19 protein-coding genes are annotated in these 17,217 nt (G+C 69.6%); 9 read left to right on the top strand and 10 right to left on the bottom strand.

Features of this window, described 5'->3' with window-relative positions; translation table 11 throughout:
- Positions 1 to 273 precede the first annotated feature (273 nt).
- The 4 genes from bpln_RS03470 to bpln_RS03450 all read left to right on the top strand — a co-directional run bounded on the left by bpln_RS03470 (position 274) and on the right by bpln_RS03450 (position 4,962).
- Positions 274 to 1,248: a LysR family transcriptional regulator gene (locus bpln_RS03470; protein WP_042623989.1), complete on the top strand. Its 975-nt coding sequence runs from the start codon at positions 274 to 276 to the stop codon at positions 1,246 to 1,248.
- 337 nt (positions 1,249 to 1,585) lie between these two features.
- Complete coding sequence (gene bluB, locus bpln_RS03460; protein ID WP_055138089.1) at positions 1,586 to 2,278, top strand: 5,6-dimethylbenzimidazole synthase; 693 nt, start codon at positions 1,586 to 1,588, stop codon at positions 2,276 to 2,278.
- 127 nt (positions 2,279 to 2,405) lie between these two features.
- Positions 2,406 to 3,575 (top strand): MFS transporter, encoded by a 1,170-nt coding sequence (locus bpln_RS03455; RefSeq protein WP_042626406.1) that lies wholly within the window; start codon positions 2,406 to 2,408, stop codon positions 3,573 to 3,575.
- Positions 3,576 to 3,783: 208 nt separating this feature from the next.
- Positions 3,784 to 4,962 (top strand): MFS transporter, encoded by a 1,179-nt coding sequence (locus tag bpln_RS03450; protein WP_055138088.1) that lies wholly within the window; start codon positions 3,784 to 3,786, stop codon positions 4,960 to 4,962.
- A gap of 52 nt (positions 4,963 to 5,014) precedes the next feature.
- Here the strand turns inward: bpln_RS03450 and bpln_RS03445 are convergent, their stop codons facing one another.
- Entirely contained in the window at positions 5,015 to 6,370 is a 1,356-nt protein-coding gene (locus tag bpln_RS03445) for an MFS transporter (RefSeq protein WP_055138087.1), read from the bottom strand.
- 371 nt (positions 6,371 to 6,741) lie between these two features.
- Between bpln_RS03445 and bpln_RS03440 the strand changes: the two genes are divergently transcribed.
- Positions 6,742 to 7,548 carry an EAL domain-containing protein gene (locus bpln_RS03440; protein WP_055138086.1) on the top strand — a complete coding sequence of 269 codons (807 nt, stop codon included), beginning with the start codon at positions 6,742 to 6,744 and terminating at the stop codon, positions 7,546 to 7,548.
- A 90-nt stretch (positions 7,549 to 7,638) separates the two neighbouring features.
- On the opposite strand, the gene bpln_RS03435 is transcribed toward bpln_RS03440, so the two are convergent.
- The gene (locus tag bpln_RS03435) at positions 7,639 to 8,439 is read right to left on the bottom strand and encodes an IclR family transcriptional regulator (RefSeq protein WP_042623984.1); all 801 of its coding nucleotides are present in this window, start codon (positions 8,437 to 8,439) and stop codon (positions 7,639 to 7,641) included.
- Between the two features lie 66 nt (positions 8,440 to 8,505).
- Between bpln_RS03435 and bpln_RS03430 the strand changes: the two genes are divergently transcribed.
- Positions 8,506 to 9,693, top strand: a complete 1,188-nt coding sequence (locus bpln_RS03430) for an acyl-CoA dehydrogenase (RefSeq protein WP_042623983.1) — start codon at positions 8,506 to 8,508, stop codon at positions 9,691 to 9,693.
- 148 nt (positions 9,694 to 9,841) lie between these two features.
- Here bpln_RS03430 and bpln_RS03425 read toward each other — a convergent pair whose 3' ends face one another.
- Complete coding sequence (locus bpln_RS03425; RefSeq protein WP_055138085.1) at positions 9,842 to 10,483, bottom strand: peroxiredoxin; 642 nt, start codon at positions 10,481 to 10,483, stop codon at positions 9,842 to 9,844.
- A 327-nt stretch (positions 10,484 to 10,810) separates the two neighbouring features.
- Here bpln_RS03425 and bpln_RS03420 point away from each other — a divergent pair, with 327 nt between their 5' ends.
- The 3 genes from bpln_RS03420 to bpln_RS03410 all read left to right on the top strand — a co-directional run bounded on the left by bpln_RS03420 (position 10,811) and on the right by bpln_RS03410 (position 12,136).
- The gene (locus bpln_RS03420) at positions 10,811 to 11,113 is read left to right on the top strand and encodes an ElaB/YgaM/YqjD family protein (RefSeq protein WP_012734770.1); all 303 of its coding nucleotides are present in this window, start codon (positions 10,811 to 10,813) and stop codon (positions 11,111 to 11,113) included.
- 111 nt (positions 11,114 to 11,224) lie between these two features.
- Positions 11,225 to 11,611, top strand: coding sequence for a phage holin family protein (locus bpln_RS03415; RefSeq protein ID WP_042623981.1), 387 nt, complete (start codon positions 11,225 to 11,227; stop codon positions 11,609 to 11,611).
- Positions 11,612 to 11,632: 21 nt separating this feature from the next.
- Complete coding sequence (locus tag bpln_RS03410; protein ID WP_042623980.1) at positions 11,633 to 12,136, top strand: DUF3318 domain-containing protein; 504 nt, start codon at positions 11,633 to 11,635, stop codon at positions 12,134 to 12,136.
- Between the two features lie 162 nt (positions 12,137 to 12,298).
- Here bpln_RS03410 and bpln_RS03405 read toward each other — a convergent pair whose 3' ends face one another.
- From bpln_RS03405 to glyA, 7 genes are all read right to left on the bottom strand, one after another.
- Complete coding sequence (locus bpln_RS03405; RefSeq protein ID WP_055138084.1) at positions 12,299 to 12,730, bottom strand: type IV pilin protein; 432 nt, start codon at positions 12,728 to 12,730, stop codon at positions 12,299 to 12,301.
- A 40-nt stretch (positions 12,731 to 12,770) separates the two neighbouring features.
- Entirely contained in the window at positions 12,771 to 13,307 is a 537-nt protein-coding gene (locus bpln_RS03400) for a pilus assembly PilX family protein (protein WP_244132124.1), read from the bottom strand.
- Between the two features lie 155 nt (positions 13,308 to 13,462).
- Positions 13,463 to 14,266: a PilW family protein gene (locus tag bpln_RS03395; protein ID WP_055138083.1), complete on the bottom strand. Its 804-nt coding sequence runs from the start codon at positions 14,264 to 14,266 to the stop codon at positions 13,463 to 13,465.
- Entirely contained in the window at positions 14,263 to 14,667 is a 405-nt protein-coding gene (locus bpln_RS03390) for a hypothetical protein (RefSeq protein ID WP_148653926.1), read from the bottom strand. The genes bpln_RS03395 and bpln_RS03390 overlap by 4 nt, the downstream gene beginning before the upstream one ends.
- Positions 14,664 to 15,233 carry a GspH/FimT family pseudopilin gene (locus bpln_RS03385; RefSeq protein ID WP_055138081.1) on the bottom strand — a complete coding sequence of 190 codons (570 nt, stop codon included), beginning with the start codon at positions 15,231 to 15,233 and terminating at the stop codon, positions 14,664 to 14,666. The genes bpln_RS03390 and bpln_RS03385 overlap by 4 nt, the downstream gene beginning before the upstream one ends.
- 157 nt (positions 15,234 to 15,390) lie before the next feature.
- Entirely contained in the window at positions 15,391 to 15,870 is a 480-nt protein-coding gene (nrdR, locus tag bpln_RS03380) for a transcriptional regulator NrdR (RefSeq protein ID WP_042623975.1), read from the bottom strand.
- Between the two features lie 6 nt (positions 15,871 to 15,876).
- Positions 15,877 to 17,124: a serine hydroxymethyltransferase gene (glyA, locus tag bpln_RS03375; protein WP_042623974.1), complete on the bottom strand. Its 1,248-nt coding sequence runs from the start codon at positions 17,122 to 17,124 to the stop codon at positions 15,877 to 15,879.
- Positions 17,125 to 17,217 lie beyond the last annotated feature (93 nt).

Raw genomic sequence — 17,217 nt, 5'->3', positions numbered from 1 at the left:
TCGGATTTCCCTTGCTAGCCAGAAAGCCTTGCAAAACAAGGAATATCCTGACTTCATGAAAAAATGAAACTGCGTTCCAACATGCCAAACCTGTTAAAAATACTGGCGACGACAACCAATTAACGGGTTGACTGCGTTACCGACTTTATTGAACAATTTAAGATGTCGCGGGTATTACGATAATCGACCCCGAGCTGATCCGACAGCGATTGACGGGACGATTCTCGACGCGGCAATTACACAACCAAAATCATCCGAACGGGCCGACAAGCTATGAACCAGATCCAAACCATGAGGGTGTTCGTCTGCGTCGCCGAACTGCAGAGCTTCCGACAGGCCGCGCGCAAGCTCGGCGTATCGAACGCTCTCGTCACGCGGTCGATCGCGATGCTGGAAACGCATCTGAACACCCGCCTGATCCATCGCACGACGCGCAACCTGTCGCTGACCGAGGCCGGCACCCGTTATCTCGACGGTTGCCGCGCCCTGCTCGAGGAGTTCGATCACCTCGAGGCCTCGGTCGCGCATACGATCCGCGAGCCGGTGGGCACGCTGCGCATCGCCGTGTCGGGGGCGCTCTCGCCGCAGCGGCTCACGCCGCTCGTCGACGGCTTCCGCCGCCAGTATCCGAAGGTGCGCGTGCAACTGACCATCGCCGACGGGCCGATCGACGGGCTCGACACCTCCTACGACGCGGCGATCCTCGCGGGCCGCCGGATCGACGACGGCCCCGCGCTCGTGAGCCACGCGCTCGCGCCCGACCCGTTCGTGGCGATCGCCTCGCCGGCCTACATCGAGCAGCGCGGCGAGCCGCACCGGCCCGACGAACTCGCGCGGCACGCGGCCATCACGCTGCCGCTCGACGCGCACGGCTTCGCGTGGCGCTTCGTCGATGCCGGCCGCTTCGCGCACCTCGTCACGCTGCAGCCGTCCTACACGATCAACGACGCCTGGCTGGTGCGCGCCGCCGTGCTGGCCGGCTCCGGCATCGCGATCCTGCCGGAGAGCTTCGTGGCCGACGCGATCTCGCGCGGCGAACTGGTCCGGCTGCTGGCCGACTACCGGATCGACGATCCCGACGCGCAGCTCGCGGTGGTCTATCCGAACCGCCAGTTCGTGCCGGCCCGCACGCGCAGCTTCGTCGAGCACGCGCTCTACCACTTCGGCGCGCGCTCGAACGGCCGCTACGGCTACGTCCACGACACGCTCGGCGAACACGCCGAGGTCGTCACCACCGGCCTGCAGTGACGCGCGGCGGCGGGCGGCGCCGGCCGCGCGTCACCGAATGCGGCCAATAGCCGCGTTCGTGGCCATCGGCACGCGCGTCGCCATCCGCGGCCCGACGGCCACGATACGGCGGGCCCCGCCCGCCAACGGCGGCGGCCGGAAAGGTCGGCCGCCGCGCCTTTGCCGACCGCGGCCGGCCGGACGCGTGCCACGCGCGCCATCGTTGCTCTGCGGCCCCCGGCACGCCTGCCCGGCCCCCTCGCCCGCCGCCATGGCCGACGCGGTCGCGTCGAAGGATCTGCTATCGTTGCGCTCGTTCGCCGGCTCTCCCGGCCCCGTAGCCCTCCCCGCCTTCTCCATGCGTTTCGACGATGCCTCGATCGCCGCCGTCTACCGGGCGATCTTCGAGCGGCGCGACATGCGCCACTTCACTTCCGATCCCGTCAATCCGGCCGTGCTCGCGCGGCTGATCCGCGCCGCCCATCACGCGCCGAGCGTCGGCTTCATGCAGCCGTGGCGCTTCATCCGGATCACCGACCGCGCGCTGCGCGAACGGATCCACGCGATCGTCGAGGCCGAGCGCTGCGCGACCGCCGACGCGCTCGGCCAGCGCCGCGAGGAGTTCATGCGCCTCAAGGTGGAAGGGATCCGCGAATGCGGCGAGATCCTCGTGGTCGCGCTGGCCGACGACCGCGAGCGGCACGTGTTCGGGCGCCGCACGCTGCCCGAGATGGACCTCGCCTCGGCGGCCTGCGCGATCCAGAACATGTGGCTCGCCGCGCGCGCCGAAGGGCTCGGCATGGGCTGGGTGTCGCTGTTCGACGTCGACGCGCTGCGCGCGCTGCTCGGCATGCCCGACCGCGCGAAGCCGATCGCGGTGCTGTGCATCGGCCACGTCGACGCGTTCTACGAACAGCCAATGCTCGAGGCCGAGCACTGGGCCGCGCGCCTGCCGCTCGAAGCCTGCCTGTTCGAGAACGGCTGGGAAGCGGCACAGGCCCCCGCCACCGCGCCCGCGCCGGACGCCGCGTCGCCGGCGAGCAACAGCTGATCCGGCCCCTCGCATTCCTTTCTTGTCCGGGTTTTTACTGAGATAGAATCGCGGCTATTCCCGCCCCGCCGTGGGCGCGCCGCATTCCGCGGCGCGCGAGCCCGGCCCGTTTTCCCGGAACCGCCCGATGCCGCTGCCCCTGTTCGCCCTCGCCATTGCCGCGTTTGGTATCGGTACCACCGAATTCGTCATCATGGGGCTGCTGCCCAACGTCGCGCTCGATCTCGACGTCTCGATCCCCGCCGCCGGCATGCTGGTGTCGGGGTACGCGCTCGGCGTGACGATCGGCGCGCCGATCCTCGCGATCATCACGGCGAAGATGCCGCGCCGCCAGGCGCTGCTCGGCCTGATCGGCGTGTTCATCGCCGGCAACCTGCTCTGCGCGATCGCGCCGAACTACGGCCTGCTGATGGCCGCGCGCGTGGTGACGGCGTTCTGCCATGGCGCGTTCTTCGGGATCGGCTCGGTGGTCGCGAGCAGCCTGGTCGCGCCGAACCGCCGCGCGCAGGCGATCGCGCTGATGTTCACCGGCCTCACGCTCGCCAACGTGCTCGGCGTGCCGCTCGGCACCGCGCTCGGCCAGGCGTTCGGCTGGCGCTCGACGTTCTGGGCCGTCACCGCGATCGGCGTGCTGGCGGCCGGCGCGCTCGCGGTCTGCCTGCCCCGCCAGCTCGAGATGCCGTCCACCAGCATCGCGCGCGAATTCCGCGTGATGCGCAACCCGCAGGTGCTGATGGTGCTCGGCATCAGCGTGCTCGCCTCGGCCAGCCTGTTCTCGGTGTTCACCTACATCACGCCGATCCTCGAGGACGTCACGCACTTCTCGCCGCACGAGGTCACGCTGGTGCTGCTGCTGTTCGGCCTCGGGCTGACGATAGGCGGCACGATCGGCGGCAAGCTCGCCGACTGGCGCCGGATGCCCTCGCTGATCGTGGTGCTGGCGCTGATCGGCCTCGTGCAGGCCGTGTTCGGCGGCACCATGCGCCTGCCGATCCCCGCGCTCGTGACGATCTTCGTGTGGGGCGTGCTCGCGTTCGCGATCGTGCCGATCGCGCAGATCCTGATCGTCGATCGCGCGAGCGAGGCGCCGAATCTCGCCTCGACGCTGAACCAGGGCGCCTTCAACCTCGGCAACGCCACCGGCGCGTGGCTCGGCGGCCTCGCGATCGGTGCCGGCGTGCCGTTCGCGCAACTGCCGTGGGTGGGTGCCGCGATGGCAGTCGGCGCGCTCGCGCTGACGCTGTGGTCGGCGTCGCTCGAACGGCGCCCGCTGGCCGGGCCGTCGTCGCTGGCCTGAACCGGCTCCTCCCCGAACTGGCCGGGCCGGCTCGCCGGCTATGGTCTCGCGAGCGGGCCGGCTCATCGGGCCAGCCTGATCCTGCACGTCCAACCGGGCGCCCGCGCTCGCGGCGCGACCGTCACCGTGCCGCAGATGCGCCGCGATTCGCTCGCGCGCGGCGCTGCGTCATGGTCCGAATCGCACGGCAGGTGTAGCATCTCGGCCGATGAAAGCGATCCTCAACCGTGATTTCCTCGCCCTGATCCTGAGCGTCGCGGTGGTCGGCCTCGGTACCGGCGCGACCCTGCCGCTCACGGCCCTCGCGCTGACCGAGGCCGGCCACGGCACCGGCGTGGTCGGCATGCTGACCGCCGCGCAGGCGGGCGGCGGCCTCGCGATCGTGCCGTTCGTCACGCGCCTCACGCAGCGCTTCGGCGCGCGCGAATCGATCGTCGCGTCGGTGCTGGTGGTGGCCGCGGCCACCGCCGCGATGCAGGTCACCTCGAATCTCGTCGTGTGGGGCCTGCTGCGCGCGCTCTGCGGCGCCGCGCTGATGCTGCTGTTCACGATCGGCGAAGCCTGGGTCAACGAACTCGCCAACGACGCCACGCGCGGCCGCGTCGTGGCGATCTACGCCACCAATTTCACGCTGTTCCAGATGGCCGGGCCGGTGCTCGTCAGCGAGATCGCCGGGCTGCACGGCATCCGCTTCGCGCTGTGCGGCGCGCTGTTCCTGCTCGGATTGCCGACGCTCGCGGCAATCCGCAAGCCGCCCGTCGCGAGAGCCGGCCAGCACGGTGAGCGACACGAGCCGCGCGACCAGTGGCGCCGCGTGCTGCCGCTGATGCCGGCGCTGATCATCGGCACCGCGTTCTTCGCGCTGTTCGACACGCTCGCGTTGTCGCTGCTGCCGATCTACGCGATCGAGCGCGGCGTGGCGAGCGGCATCGCGGTGCTGCTCGCGTCGGTCACGCTGTTCGGCGACACCGTCATGCAGTTCCCGATCGGCTGGCTCGCCGACAAGCTCGGCCGCGCGCGCGTCCACCTGGGCGCCGGCATCGTTGTCACGCTGCTGCTGCCGTTGCTGCCGTTCGTGATCACCAACCCGTGGCTCTGCTGGCCGCTGCTGTTCGTGATCGGCGCGGCGGCCGGCAGCACCTATACGCTGTCGATCGTCGCTTGCGGCGAGCGCTTTCGCGGCGCCGCGCTCGTCACCGCCAGTTCGCTCGTGTCGGCCTCGTGGAGCGTCGCGAGCTTCGCCGGCCCGGCCGTCGCCGGCTCGCTGATGAACGCCTGGGGCGACGACGCGCTGGTCGGCGTGATGGTGGCCGCCTCGCTCACGTTCGTCATCGCCGCGTGGTGGGAGCGCCGGCGCCTGCCGGTGGCGGCCGCGCGCGACGTCTGAAGCACGCGCCGATCACCCGCCGCGTCGAACTTCGAGTCTCGAGTCCCGGCTCTCACGCCGCGCGGCGCGCCTCGCCGTCGGCCGGCCGCGTGGCCACGCCGAGGCCCAGCACGAACAGCGCCGAGGCCAGCACCGGCAGCGCGGCGGCCCGGAACAGCGCGCCGTTCGACCAGTCCAGCGCGATCAGCTGGCCGCCCACCAGCGGCCCGAGCACCGAGCCGACGCGGCCCACGCCGAGGCTCCAGCCGATCCCGGTCGAGCGCAGCGCGGTCGGATAGTACTGGCCGGCCAGCGCGTTGACGGCCGGTTGCCCGCCCACCACGCAGAAGCCGCCCGCGAACACCACCACCAGCAGCCACGGCAACGAGCCGGCCACCGCGCCGATCGCCGCCACCGACACGGCGGCGCAGACGAAGCAGGCGAACAGCACGCGCACGAAACCATGGCGCTCGATGAACCCGCCCAGCAACAGCGTGCCGACCACGCCGCCCGTCTGCAGCGCGGTGCCGACGATCACGGCCGTCCGTGACGAATGGCCGGCGTCGCGCATCACGGTGGGCAGCCAGTTCGACAGGAAATACAGATCGATCAGGTTCAGGAAGCTGATCGCCCACAGCAGCAGCGTGACGGGCAGCCGGCCCGCGCGGAACAGCTCGGCGACGGGCGCCGCGCCGGTGGCCGGCTCGCGCACCACGAGCCGCGTCCGCGCGTCGATCGCCAGCGCCGGCGCGAACGCCGCGAGCCAGGCGCGGGCGCGGGCGACGCGCCCCTTCAGCACCAGGAACTGCAGCGATTCCGGCAGCCAGGCGAGCATCGCCAGCGCCAGCACGAGCGGCACCGCGCCGCCCGCCAGAAACACGGCGCGCCAGCCGAGCGCCGGGATCAGCGCGGCGCTGACAAACCCGCCGAGTGCCGCGCCCAGCGTGAAGCCGCACGACACGAACATCATGCGCTTGACGCGATGCGCGGCCGGGCTGAACTCGCCGACCAGCGCCATCGCGTTCGGCATGATGCAGCCGAGGCCGAGCCCGGTCACGAAGCGCAGCGCGATCAGTGACGTGATCGAAGACGCCAGCGGCGTGGCGAGCATCGCCAGCGCGAAGAACAGCGTCGCGCCGATCAGCACCGGGCGGCGGCCGATCCGGTCAGCCAGCACCGACAGCCCGAGCGCGCCGATCAGCATGCCGAACAGGCTCGCGCTGAACACCGGCCCGAGCGCGGCCCTGGCGATACCCCATTCGGCGATCACGCTCGGCGCGACGTAGCCCATCGCCTGCGCGTCGAAGCCGTCGATCACGAGGCAGGCGCCGCACAGCGCGAACAGCGCCGCCTGGAAGCCCGGCCTCCGCGTCTCGTCGATCACGCGCTCGACCTCGAGCGTGCGCGGTCCCGCCTGCGGCGCGCTCATCGCGCGCTCCCGGCCTGCGCGAGACAGGCGCGTTGGCGGCGATGGCAACGGGATCGGCCGTCGCGGCGACCAAGCCAGGCGTCATGAAACGCCGACTGGCGGGAAGAAATCGGGGGCATCGCGGGTCTCCGGGATGGCGCGGCCGCCATCGGCCGCGCGGACGTTCGGGGCCGACTTGGAACCGGTCGGCGGGCCTCGGTTTTGGAATTTCGAATCGTAAAATTAATTACGAATTGAGGAATCGATGTATACCCTGAGCACGCGCGGACGATATCCATATGACCAAAACGCCGAGCCGCACGAAGCCGGCACTGCTACTATCCTTGAGGTAATCGCGCCGCGTCGCGGCCGTTTGCCCACCCGACGAGTCCATGATCCCGCCCACCATTCCCGAACTGGTCGACCGGGCCAGCCAGCTGCCCTACCTGCGCGAACATCTGGCGCTGGCCCCGGGAAGCGAAACCGCGATCGCCAGCCTGCCGGGGCTGACGCTCGAAAGCGCCTACGAGCCGATCTACGACGTGACGATGCCTGGTGCGCCGCAGTCGTCGTCGTTCGCCGACGCGATCGAACGCTACGGCGACGAACTCGGTTTCCAGGCCGTGCTGCGCGCGAGCGGCGCGCCGTTCGATCCGTTCGACGCGATCAGTGACGACCCGACGCTGGTGGCCGTCGACCGTCTCTCTCGCGCGCTGCACGCGATCAACTTCTTCGGGCCGCAGCGCCACGGGCTGCTGTTCCTGCGCGTCCACGAGCGGCTGCTCAAGAGCGTCAAGTACGACCACGGCAAGCATTTCTCGACGGTGCTGCGCAACTTCGGGCTGAGCCCCGAGCGCATCGTGATCGAGCTGCCGGCCGCCGCCGTCGCCCACAAGACGTTCCTCGGCTACCTGACCAGGAGCTACCAGCACCACGGCTTCAAGGTGGCCGACAAGCTGCCCGATCCGGGCCGGATCCTCGCCGTCGAATCGGACATGGCGCGCCCGGACTACATCAAGATGGACGCGGCGATCGCCTTGCGCGACGGCATGGTCAAGGCGCTGGTCGGCTATGCGCAGCGCGTGCGGATTCCGATCATCTTCGATCACGTGATCGACGAGGCGCAGTTCATGCTGCTGCGCCAGTACGACGTGCGGCTCATGCAGGGGCCGGCGTTCGCCCAGCCCGCGCACGTCTGACGCCGTGCGCCGCGCGACCGGGTCGGCTCGCGCGGCAAATCTCCCGGATCGGCATGCATGCCATGCCCACGGCCGCACGCGCTGCGCGTGCTACGCGAGCTCGCCGAGCCGCCGCGCGAGCGCGCGCAATTGCGGCCCGATGCGCTTGCGAAACAGCGCCTCCCCCATCGACGACGCCGGCCCGCTGCAGCTGAGGATCAGCCAGCGCCGCTCGCGCGGCTCGCGAAACGGCACCGCCACCGCGTTGACATCCTCATGCCAGTCGCGAAACGAATAGCAGCAACCGTCGGCCGCGAAATCGGCGAGCGCGCGTTCGGCCGCGGCGACGCGCGCGTTCGTCGCGCGCGCCGGCCCGGCCGCCTGCTTCAGCCGGGCGATCAGCGCCGCGCGCGCCTCGGGCGGCTGCACCGCCAGGTAGGCGCGCCCCATCGAGCTGGTCAGCATCGACAGCCGGGAGCCGGGCGCGAGCCCGAGCGTCAGCGCGGTCTCGCTGCGGATCGTCTCCAGGTAGATCATGTCGAGGCCCTCGCGGCAGCCGAGCGAAACGGCCGCGCCGATCTCGCGCGCGAGCGCCTGCATGTGCGGGCGCGCGAGATCGAGGGTGCCCGAGCCCGACAGCAGCGCGTAGCCGAGCGAGAGCACGCCCGCGTCGAGCGCGTACTTGCCGAGCGCCGCGTCGAAGCGCAGATAGCCGAGCGCGGTCAGCGTGTAGGCGAGGCGGTTCACGGTGGCCTTCGGCAGTCCGGTACGCTCGACCAGGTCGCGATTGCCGAGCAGCGTCTCGCCGGGCCGGAACGCGCGCAACAGTTCGAGCCCGCGCGCGAGCGCCGTCACGAACTTGCGCTCGTCGAGAGGTTCATCAATGCGGGCGGAATTCGACACGGTGTACACTGAATCTCAAAATTGCAAAACATTGTTCCGCACTGCGGAACTCCAGTCAAGCAAGGAGCCGACACGATGAGTACCACCGCTTTCCAATGGGACGACCCGCTGCTGCTCGACCGGCAGCTCTCCGACGACGAACGGATGATCCGCGACGCGGCCCATGCCTACGCGCAGGGCAAGCTCGCGCCGCGCGTGATCGAGGCGTTCCGCCACGAGAAGACCGACGCGACGATCTTCCGCGAGATGGGCGAGATCGGGCTGCTCGGCCCGACGATTCCCGAGCAGTACGGCGGGCCGGGCCTCAACTACGTCAGCTACGGGCTGATCGCGCGCGAGGTCGAGCGCATCGATTCGGGCTATCGCTCGATGATGTCGGTGCAGTCGTCGCTGGTGATGGTGCCGATCAACGCGTTCGGCTCCGAGGCGCAGAAGCAGAAATACCTGCCGAAGCTCGCCACCGGCGAATGGATCGGCTGCTTCGGGCTGACCGAGCCGAACCACGGCTCCGACCCGGGCGGCATGACCACGCGCGCGAAGCCGGTGCCGGGCGGCTACTCGCTGTCGGGCGCGAAGATGTGGATCACCAATTCGCCGATCGCCGACGTGTTCATCGTCTGGGCCAAGCTCGAGGAAAACGGCGAGGACGCGATCCGCGGCTTCATTCTCGAGAAGGGCTGGAAGGGACTGTCGGCGCCGGCGATCCACGGCAAGGTCGGACTGCGCGCCTCGATCACCGGTGAGATCGTGCTCGACGAGGTGTTCGTGCCCGAGGAAAACCGCCTGCCCGACGTGAAGGGGCTGCGCGGCCCGTTCACCTGCCTCGACTCGGCGCGCTACGGCATTTCGTGGGGCGCGCTCGGCGCGGCCGAATCGTGCTGGCACACGGCGCGCCAGTACGTGCTCGACCGCAAGCAGTTCGGCCGCCCGCTCGCCGCCAACCAGCTGATCCAGAAGAAGCTCGCCGACATGCAGACCGAGATCACGCTCGGCCTGCAGGGCGTGCTGCGGCTCGGCCGCATGAAGGACGAAGGCACGGCCGCCGTCGAGATCACCTCGATCATGAAGCGCAACTCGTGCGGCAAGGCGCTCGACGTGGCGCGGCTCGCGCGCGACATGCTGGGCGGCAACGGCATCTCGGACGAGTTCGGGGTGGCGCGCCATCTGATCAACCTCGAGGTCGTCAACACCTACGAGGGCACCCACGACATCCACGCCCTGATTCTCGGCCGCGCGCAGACGGGCATCCAGGCGTTCTCCTGATCCCGGGGCGCGAGGCCGGGCCTCGCCGCCGGCCGGTATCACGAAAGCGGGCATCACGACGGCGGCCACCATGAAAAACGGGCATCGCGGCCGGCGATGCCCGTTCCTGTTCGTGCTGCCGGCGGCGCGGCTCGAGCCGCGCGCCACATCACTTCTTGTTCGGTTGCGGCGTGAGACGCAGGTACGGACGCAGCGCCTTGTAGCCCTTCGGGAAGCGTTGCTTCAGTTCGTCCTCGTCCTTCAGCGACGGCACGATCACCACGTCGTCGCCGTCCTTCCAGTTGCCCGGCGTCGCGACCTTGTAGTTGTCGGTCAACTGCAGCGAATCGATCACGCGCAGCACTTCGTCGAAGTTGCGACCGGTGCTGGCCGGATAGGTGATGGTCAGGCGTACCTTCTTCTTCGGATCGATCACGAACAGCGAACGCACCGTCAGCGTTTCGTTCGCGTTCGGATGGATCATGTCGTAGAGTTCCGCCACCTTGCGGTCACCGTCGGCAAGGATCGGGAAATTCACGCTCGTCGCCTGGGTTTCGTTGATGTCGTTGATCCAGCCTTTGTGCGATTCGACGTTGTCGACGGACAGCGCGATCGCCTTGACGTGGCGCTTCTCGAACTCATCCTTGAGCTTGGCGGTCAAGCCCAGCTCGGTCGTGCAGACGGGCGTATAGTCGGCGGGGTGCGAGAACAGCACACCCCAGCTATCGCCGAGCCACTCGTGGAACTTGATGCGGCCGAGACTCGAATCCTGCTCGAAATCGGGCGCGGTGTCGCCAAGACGTAGACTCATGTTGCTCCTCCTGCGGTGATGGATCGATGACGGACGCCGCGCGCGGCACGCACGCAGCCGAGCCTTCTAGCTTACGTCAACCGGCTGTCGCGGCAACGATTATTCCGTCAGATATTCATGAGTATTTGTTATTTTTGCCGACGCGTTTGAAAGATTGGGGAAACTTTTTGGTTCGCGATTCACTCCCTCATGCCATGGCCAGTCGTTTACCATGGCCCGAAACACCGCGTGACGAGCCTGCGCAAGGTTTGGGCTCACGGCTCGCCAGCAGGCACGGGTTTCGCTAGGATGTTGTCTATGCGGTACCTCTGCACAAAGGGAGTTGCAATGTCAGAAGTCAACAAGGAGAAACTGATGTCGGATATCAAAACCGTTCTCGCGGATGCGGAAGACCTGCTGAAACAAGCGGCGGCCACCACGGGCGACCGCGCCTCGGAGCTGCGCGAAAAGGCGCTGTCGCGCCTCAAGCAGGCCAAGGACAAGGCCGCCGACGTCCAGGTCGTGGTCGTGGAAAAGGGCAAGAAGGCGGTGCGTGCAACGGACGACTATGTTCATGAGCATCCGTGGACCTCGATCGGCGTCGCAGCTGGCGTCGGCGTGCTGATCGGCCTGCTGATCAACCGCAAGTAAGCTTCCCGCGGCGGCGCCCGCGAGCGGCGCCGCGTCCCGCTGCCGGGCCGGCCGGCGCTTCTGGCGTCGGCTGGCCCGGCCAGCTCCTGCACGCGCCCAGCGCTCCCATCCATGACGACAGATACGCCGCCCCATCCCGCACACGGCCCGTTGCGCCGCCTGCTCGGTTCCGTATTCGCGCTCCTGCAAACCCGGCTGGAGCTGGTCGGGATCGAACTCGCCGAGGAAAAGGAACGCCTGATCGGAGTGCTGTTCCTCGGTCTCGCCGCGATGATGCTCGCGACGATGGCGCTGATCAGCCTGACCGTGCTGGTCGCGATCGCCTTCTGGGACACCTATCGCTGGCAGTCGCTCGCCGTCATCACGGCGGTCTACGCGATCGGCTCGATCGGTTGCGGACTCAAGGCCCGCATGGGCCTGCGCGAAGCGCCGAGCGTGTTCGAGGCGACCCTGCACGAGCTCGAAAAGGACCGCGAGCTGTTTCGCGGCAAGCCCTGACCCACTTCACGCCCACGCGCCATGAACCAATCCGCACCGGATGATCCGTTCCGCCCGCCGCGTTCGCGGCGGCGGCTCAATCCCACGCAGTATCGTGCGTTGCGCAAGGAACTGCTGATCCTGCGCTCGGACGTCGAGCGCCTCGAACTCGCCCAGGCCGGCGGCGAATTGCGCCAGGCCGTCACGCACTTCCGCTGGCTGAAGCTGCTGATGCCGGGCTTCTCGGGCCGCGGCGCGCTCGGCAAATCGGCGAGGGGGCTCAACGCCAGCCTCGGCTCGCTGGTAGGCCAGTATCCGCTGCTCAGCTCGCTCGCCTCGGCTGTGCTCGCGAAGCCGGTCCGCACGCTGGTGGCGAAAAGCGCGGGGCCGGCGATCAAGTGGGGCTCGGTCGGCTTCGCCGTCTGGGAGGCTTATCAGATCTGGCGTGGCGCGCAGCGCGACAAGGCCTCGGCCGAGGCGCTCAAGGCCGGTTCGCCACCGGCGGCCACCGGCACTGGTACGCGCAGGGACGGCGGCGGCTTGTAACGTCGGGGGAAGGCTCTCTCGCGCAGGCAGGCGGGCGCGAGGCGAGGCGCGCGCGGAGGCAGGGTGCGTGGCCGCTTCGCTGCCTTGCCTGCCGCTGCCCCCTTCCACATCACGGCGGTTCACGCCTCCTGCCGGCGATCACCGGCGTGGCACGCCCTTGTTTCAAAGCATCGTCCAGCAGCCGTCCCGCACCTCGCCGGCGCCCGTCGCGCCACGCGATCGATTGCGGCGCGCGCCGTCCGCGCTCAGCAGATAGCTGCCGCATCGGTCATCTCGCATCGGCCCTTCCCCGACCGGCGTCGCGATCAGCACGTAACCACCGCCGTCGGGCGCCGCGCGCACCGACAGACGGTAGACGGGCGCGCCCTGCTCGGGCACGTTGCCGAGCGCCAGCTCGTGGTCCGGCGGCTCGAAGTGGCTGCGTGCCGCCAGTTCGTGAGCGGCGCGGTACAGCGCCGTCACCGCCCCGAGCCGATGGCCGCGTGCGATCTGCCGCCGGTACGACGGCACCGCGAACGCGGCGATCAGCGCCGCCACGGCCAGCGCGATCGCCAGCTCGACGAGCGTGAAGCCCGGGCGGCGTCGTGCTTTCATGGCCGCCCCGATGCATCGGATAGACATCGCTTCCCCTCCCTCATGACGGCGGCGCCGCCACACGGCGCCAGCGACGCGCGACGCGACGCGTATCGTCGAACGCAAGCTGCAGTTGCAGCCAGGCCGTCGTCGTGGGCGTCGCGCCGGTGCCGCGCGCCGTGATCACATAGGCACGCCAGCGCGGGCGCGACGCGATCGGCCAACGCTCGATCAGGCAGGCTGGCGGCACGACCGCGCCGGGCCAGGACGCGAACGGCCGCCATGCCGACGGGCCGTCGAGCGCGCCCGGCTGCCGCCACATGAACGGCTCGGCCGACGACGCACTCGCACCGGCCGGCTGCATCGCCATCGATGCATGGTGGACGACGGGCGTCGGCACGTTCGCGGGCGCTGGAGCCGTCTCGGCGACGAACGAAACGCGCTCGGCGAGACGACGCTCGCAGGCGTCGAGCGCGGCCTCGGCCGCATGCAGCGCGATGCTGCGTGACGCATAGGCGCCCACCGATCGGGCATCGGTGATCGACATCTCGAACCAGCCCGCGCTCGCGACCAGTAGCGCCGCGATGATCGTCAGCACCCCCGGCAAGGCCGAGGCCGTCGATCGCGCGCGGCGACGCAGCCGGCCGACGGCTGCGCCATGCCCGGCTGCATGCCGACGCCCGGCGCCGTTCGGATGGGCTCGTGACGCCGCGCGACTCGGACCTGCCGACGACTTCGCGGCCTCCACCTGATTCATTTCTCCGCTCCCGATGCGCCCGCCGGCAGGCCGGCGTTTCGCAACGACAGCCAACGCCGCGCGCTCCAGCGGCGCCGCCCGTCGCGGCTCCTCTGCATCGTGCCGTCGCAATCGAGATAGCGTGCGGCCTGCGCCGGCGCCGTGCCTCGCACCTGCACGCAGACTTCGATCGCGACGACCTCGCGCCACGCGCCGGCCGCCAAAGCCGAGGCGTCTCGCCATGCAGCCCTCCCTCGCAGCCGATACCGCAGACGCAGGCGTTCGATGCCTTCCACGAGCGGCTGCGCGACGCCGGGCCGGCCGCTGCCCTCGCAATACAGCTCCGGGCCGCGCGCCGACCTGCCTGACCGCACGAAATAGCGGTTGACGACCAGCGGCCGGTCGCCCACGGCGCCGACGCCCTGCCCCAGGCAGTCGGTCACGCGCCCGTCCGCGGTCGGCCAGGTGGAGACGGCATCGCCGACATAGCGCACGAGCAAGCCATCGGAGCCGTCGGTCTCGGCAAAACAGGCCGGCCGCGTGGCGTCACCGGCCACGCGCCCCGACGAGCATCCGAACAGCGGCGCGACACCGGCCATGCGCGCATCGAGCGGCACGAAGCCCGCCATCCGCACCGACTGCGCGACGAGCGTCAGTGCGACCGCCGCCGCGTCGCGCGCTCGCGCGGCATCGACCGACGCGCCATAGGCAGCACGCTGGGTCCGGTACAGCGCCACGGCGGCGGCCAGTACGAACGCCGCCAGCGCCAACGCGACGAGCGCCTCGACCAGCGTGTGCGCGCGCTGACGGCGCTTTCTCACGGCAATGGACCCTCGGAATAAGCCAGTGCGACACAGCCGGCCGGCTCGCGCGTGCCGCTCGCCCATTGATCGCAAGCGCGCGGTGCCGCGCCATGACCGCGACGCCGCCAGAACACGGTGACGAGCGCGTGGCCGTCGCGCGTCGCTTCATCGAACCGCGCGCCGGGCAGGTCGGGCGTGGCGCGCGCCCAGTCGACCGTCGACACGCTTTCGCTGCGCGCCAGTTCGGCACGCGAATCCGCGAGCCGCCACGCCTGCACACGCATCGCCAGATCGGTCTCGAGATGGCGCATCGTGAGTTGCGTGCCGAGCACGCCGACCGTCGCCCCGGCCAGCAGCAGCAACGCGATCGCGACTTCGAGCAGCGAACTGCCGGCCATTGCCGCCCGTGCATGCCTCATCGGGCGGCTCCGCAGCGTCCCGGCGACAGCCGGGCCCGGCCGCCGGCTGCAATCCTCAGGCAACGCGAGGCATCGGCCGCCCCCGTTGCGGAGGTCGGCGCACCTGGTGAAAAGTCGAAGCGCCGGAAGCCGCCGATCACCTGCCCGACGGGCGGCGTGAACACGACGTCGGCCGCGGCGCCGTCGACGCGTACGCCGGGATCGGCCGGAATCCTGCGCAGGACCGTGCCGCGCGCCGGGCCGCCCGGCGCCGTCACATCGAGCGCCACCACCGCCCATGCGCACGACCACGCGCCGTCGCCGTCGCAGCGCTGCCGGGCCTCGACGCAAGGCGGCCCGGCGCCGCCATCGCCGCGGCACAGCGCGACGCGCACGCCGCGCGCGACCGATTCGACACGCGCCGCCGCGAGCGCGGCGAGCATGGTCGTTGCGCGCGCATCCACCTGGTCGCGCTGCCGCCACGCGACGAACGACGGCATCGCATAGGTCGCGACGAGCGCCACCAGCGCGAGCGCCACCATCGATTCGACGAGCGTGACGCCCGCCGCCCTGCTTCTGTCCCGCATGATCCCGCTCCGCCGACACGACGCAACGACTGTAGCGGGGCGAACGCGGGCGCGCCATTGGCCGGACGGCCGAATGGCGTGAGCCGACCGCGCCGGTGACAATCGTCACGGCGAGATCGGCTTCAGGAGACCGGAAATGAAATCGGGAAGGGTGGAGTCAGCGCTTGCGGGGCGTCTTCGACGGCCCCGAGCGGCGGAATTCCTCGATGACGTCGGCGAATTCGGAGACGTCCTCGAAGCGCCGGTAAACCGACGCGAACCGCACGTAGGCGATCGTGTCGAGGCCGCGCAACTCGTTCATCACGAGTTCGCCGAGCTTTTCGCTGCGCACCTCGCGCTCGCCGGTGGCGAGCAGCTGGTATTCGATGCGCGACACCGCCGCATCGATCGCGTCCGCCGCCACCGGGCGCTTGCGCAACGCCAGTTGCATGCTCGCGACGAGCTTGCGGCGGTCGAACTCGGTGCGGCTGCCGTCCTTCTTGACGACGGCCGGCAACGCCAGCTCGACCCGTTCATACGTGGTGAAACGCTTGTCGCAGGCGGAGCAGCGGCGGCGCCGGCGAATCGCGGCGCCGTCCTCGGACACGCGCGAATCCACCACCTGCGTGTCGTCGTGCCGGCAGAACGGACAGCGCATGACCGATCAGCGGTAGACCGGGAACTGCTTCGTCAGCTCGGCCACCTGCGCGCGCACGCGCTCGATGGTCGCCGTGTCTTCCGGATTGTCGAGCACGTCGGCGATCAGGTTGCCGACGATCTCGGCTTGCTTCGCGCCGAAGCCGCGCGTCGTCATCGCCGGCGAACCCAGACGAATCCCGCTCGTCACGAACGGCTTCTCCGGATCGTTCGGAATCGCGTTCTTGTTCACCGTGATGTGCGCCGCGCCCAGCGCCGCTTCCGCCGCCTTGCCCGTGATCTTCTTCGCCTGCAGGTCCACCAGCATCACGTGGCTTTCCGTGCGACCCGACACGATCCGCAGCCCGCGCTTGACCAGCGTCTGCGCCAGCACCCGCGCGTTCTCCACCACCTGCTGCTGATACGCCTTGAACTCCGGCTGCGCCGCTTCCTTGAACGCCACCGCCTTCGCCGCGATCACGTGCATCAGCGGGCCACCCTGGATCCCCGGGAAGATCGCCGAGTTGATCGGCTTCTCGTACTCGGCCCTCATCAGGATCACCCCGCCGCGCGGGCCGCGCAGGCTCTTGTGCGTGGTCGTCGTCACGAAGTCCGCGTGCGGCACCGGGTTCGGATACACGCCCGCCGCGATCAGCCCCGCGTAGTGCGCCATGTCCACCATCAGGTACGCGCCCACCGACTTCGCGATCCTCGCCAGACGCTCGAAGTCGATCTTCAGCGCGAACGCCGACGCGCCCGCCACGATCATCTTCGGCTTGTGTTCCTGTGCCAGCTTTTCGGCCGCTTCGTAGTCGATGTCCTCGTCTTCGTTCAGGCCGTAGCTCACCACGTTGAACCACTTGCCCGACATGTTCACCGGCGAGCCGTGCGTGAGGTGGCCGCCGTGCGCGAGGCTCATCCCCATGATCGTGTCGCCGGGCTTCAACATCGCGAAGAACACGCCCTGGTTGGCCTGCGAGCCCGAGTTCGGCTGCACGTTGGCCGCGTCCGCGCCGAACAGCGCCTTGACGCGGTCGATCGCCAGCTGTTCGACCACGTCCACGTATTCGCAACCGCCGTAGTAGCGCTTGCCGGGATAGCCCTCGGCGTACTTGTTGGTCAGCTGCGAGCCTTGCGCGGCCATCACGGCCGGGCTCGTGTAGTTCTCGGAGGCGATCAGCTCGATGTGATCTTCCTGGCGCTGGTTTTCCTGCTGGATCGCCTGCCAGAGGTCGGGATCAACGTTCGCGATGGTGCTTTGGGCTCTGTCAAACATACGGTTTCCGTTAAGTGTGTACAGGTTGACCGAGGCGGCCGAGTACATTGCGTTGCTGGCGGCATGGCCAGCCCGACGTGGCGGAAGAATCCG

The sequence above is a fragment of the Burkholderia plantarii genome, assembly GCF_001411805.1.
Classification (GTDB): Bacteria; Pseudomonadota; Gammaproteobacteria; order Burkholderiales; family Burkholderiaceae; genus Burkholderia; species Burkholderia plantarii.
This window is presented reverse-complemented; position numbering and strand designations above follow the sequence as displayed.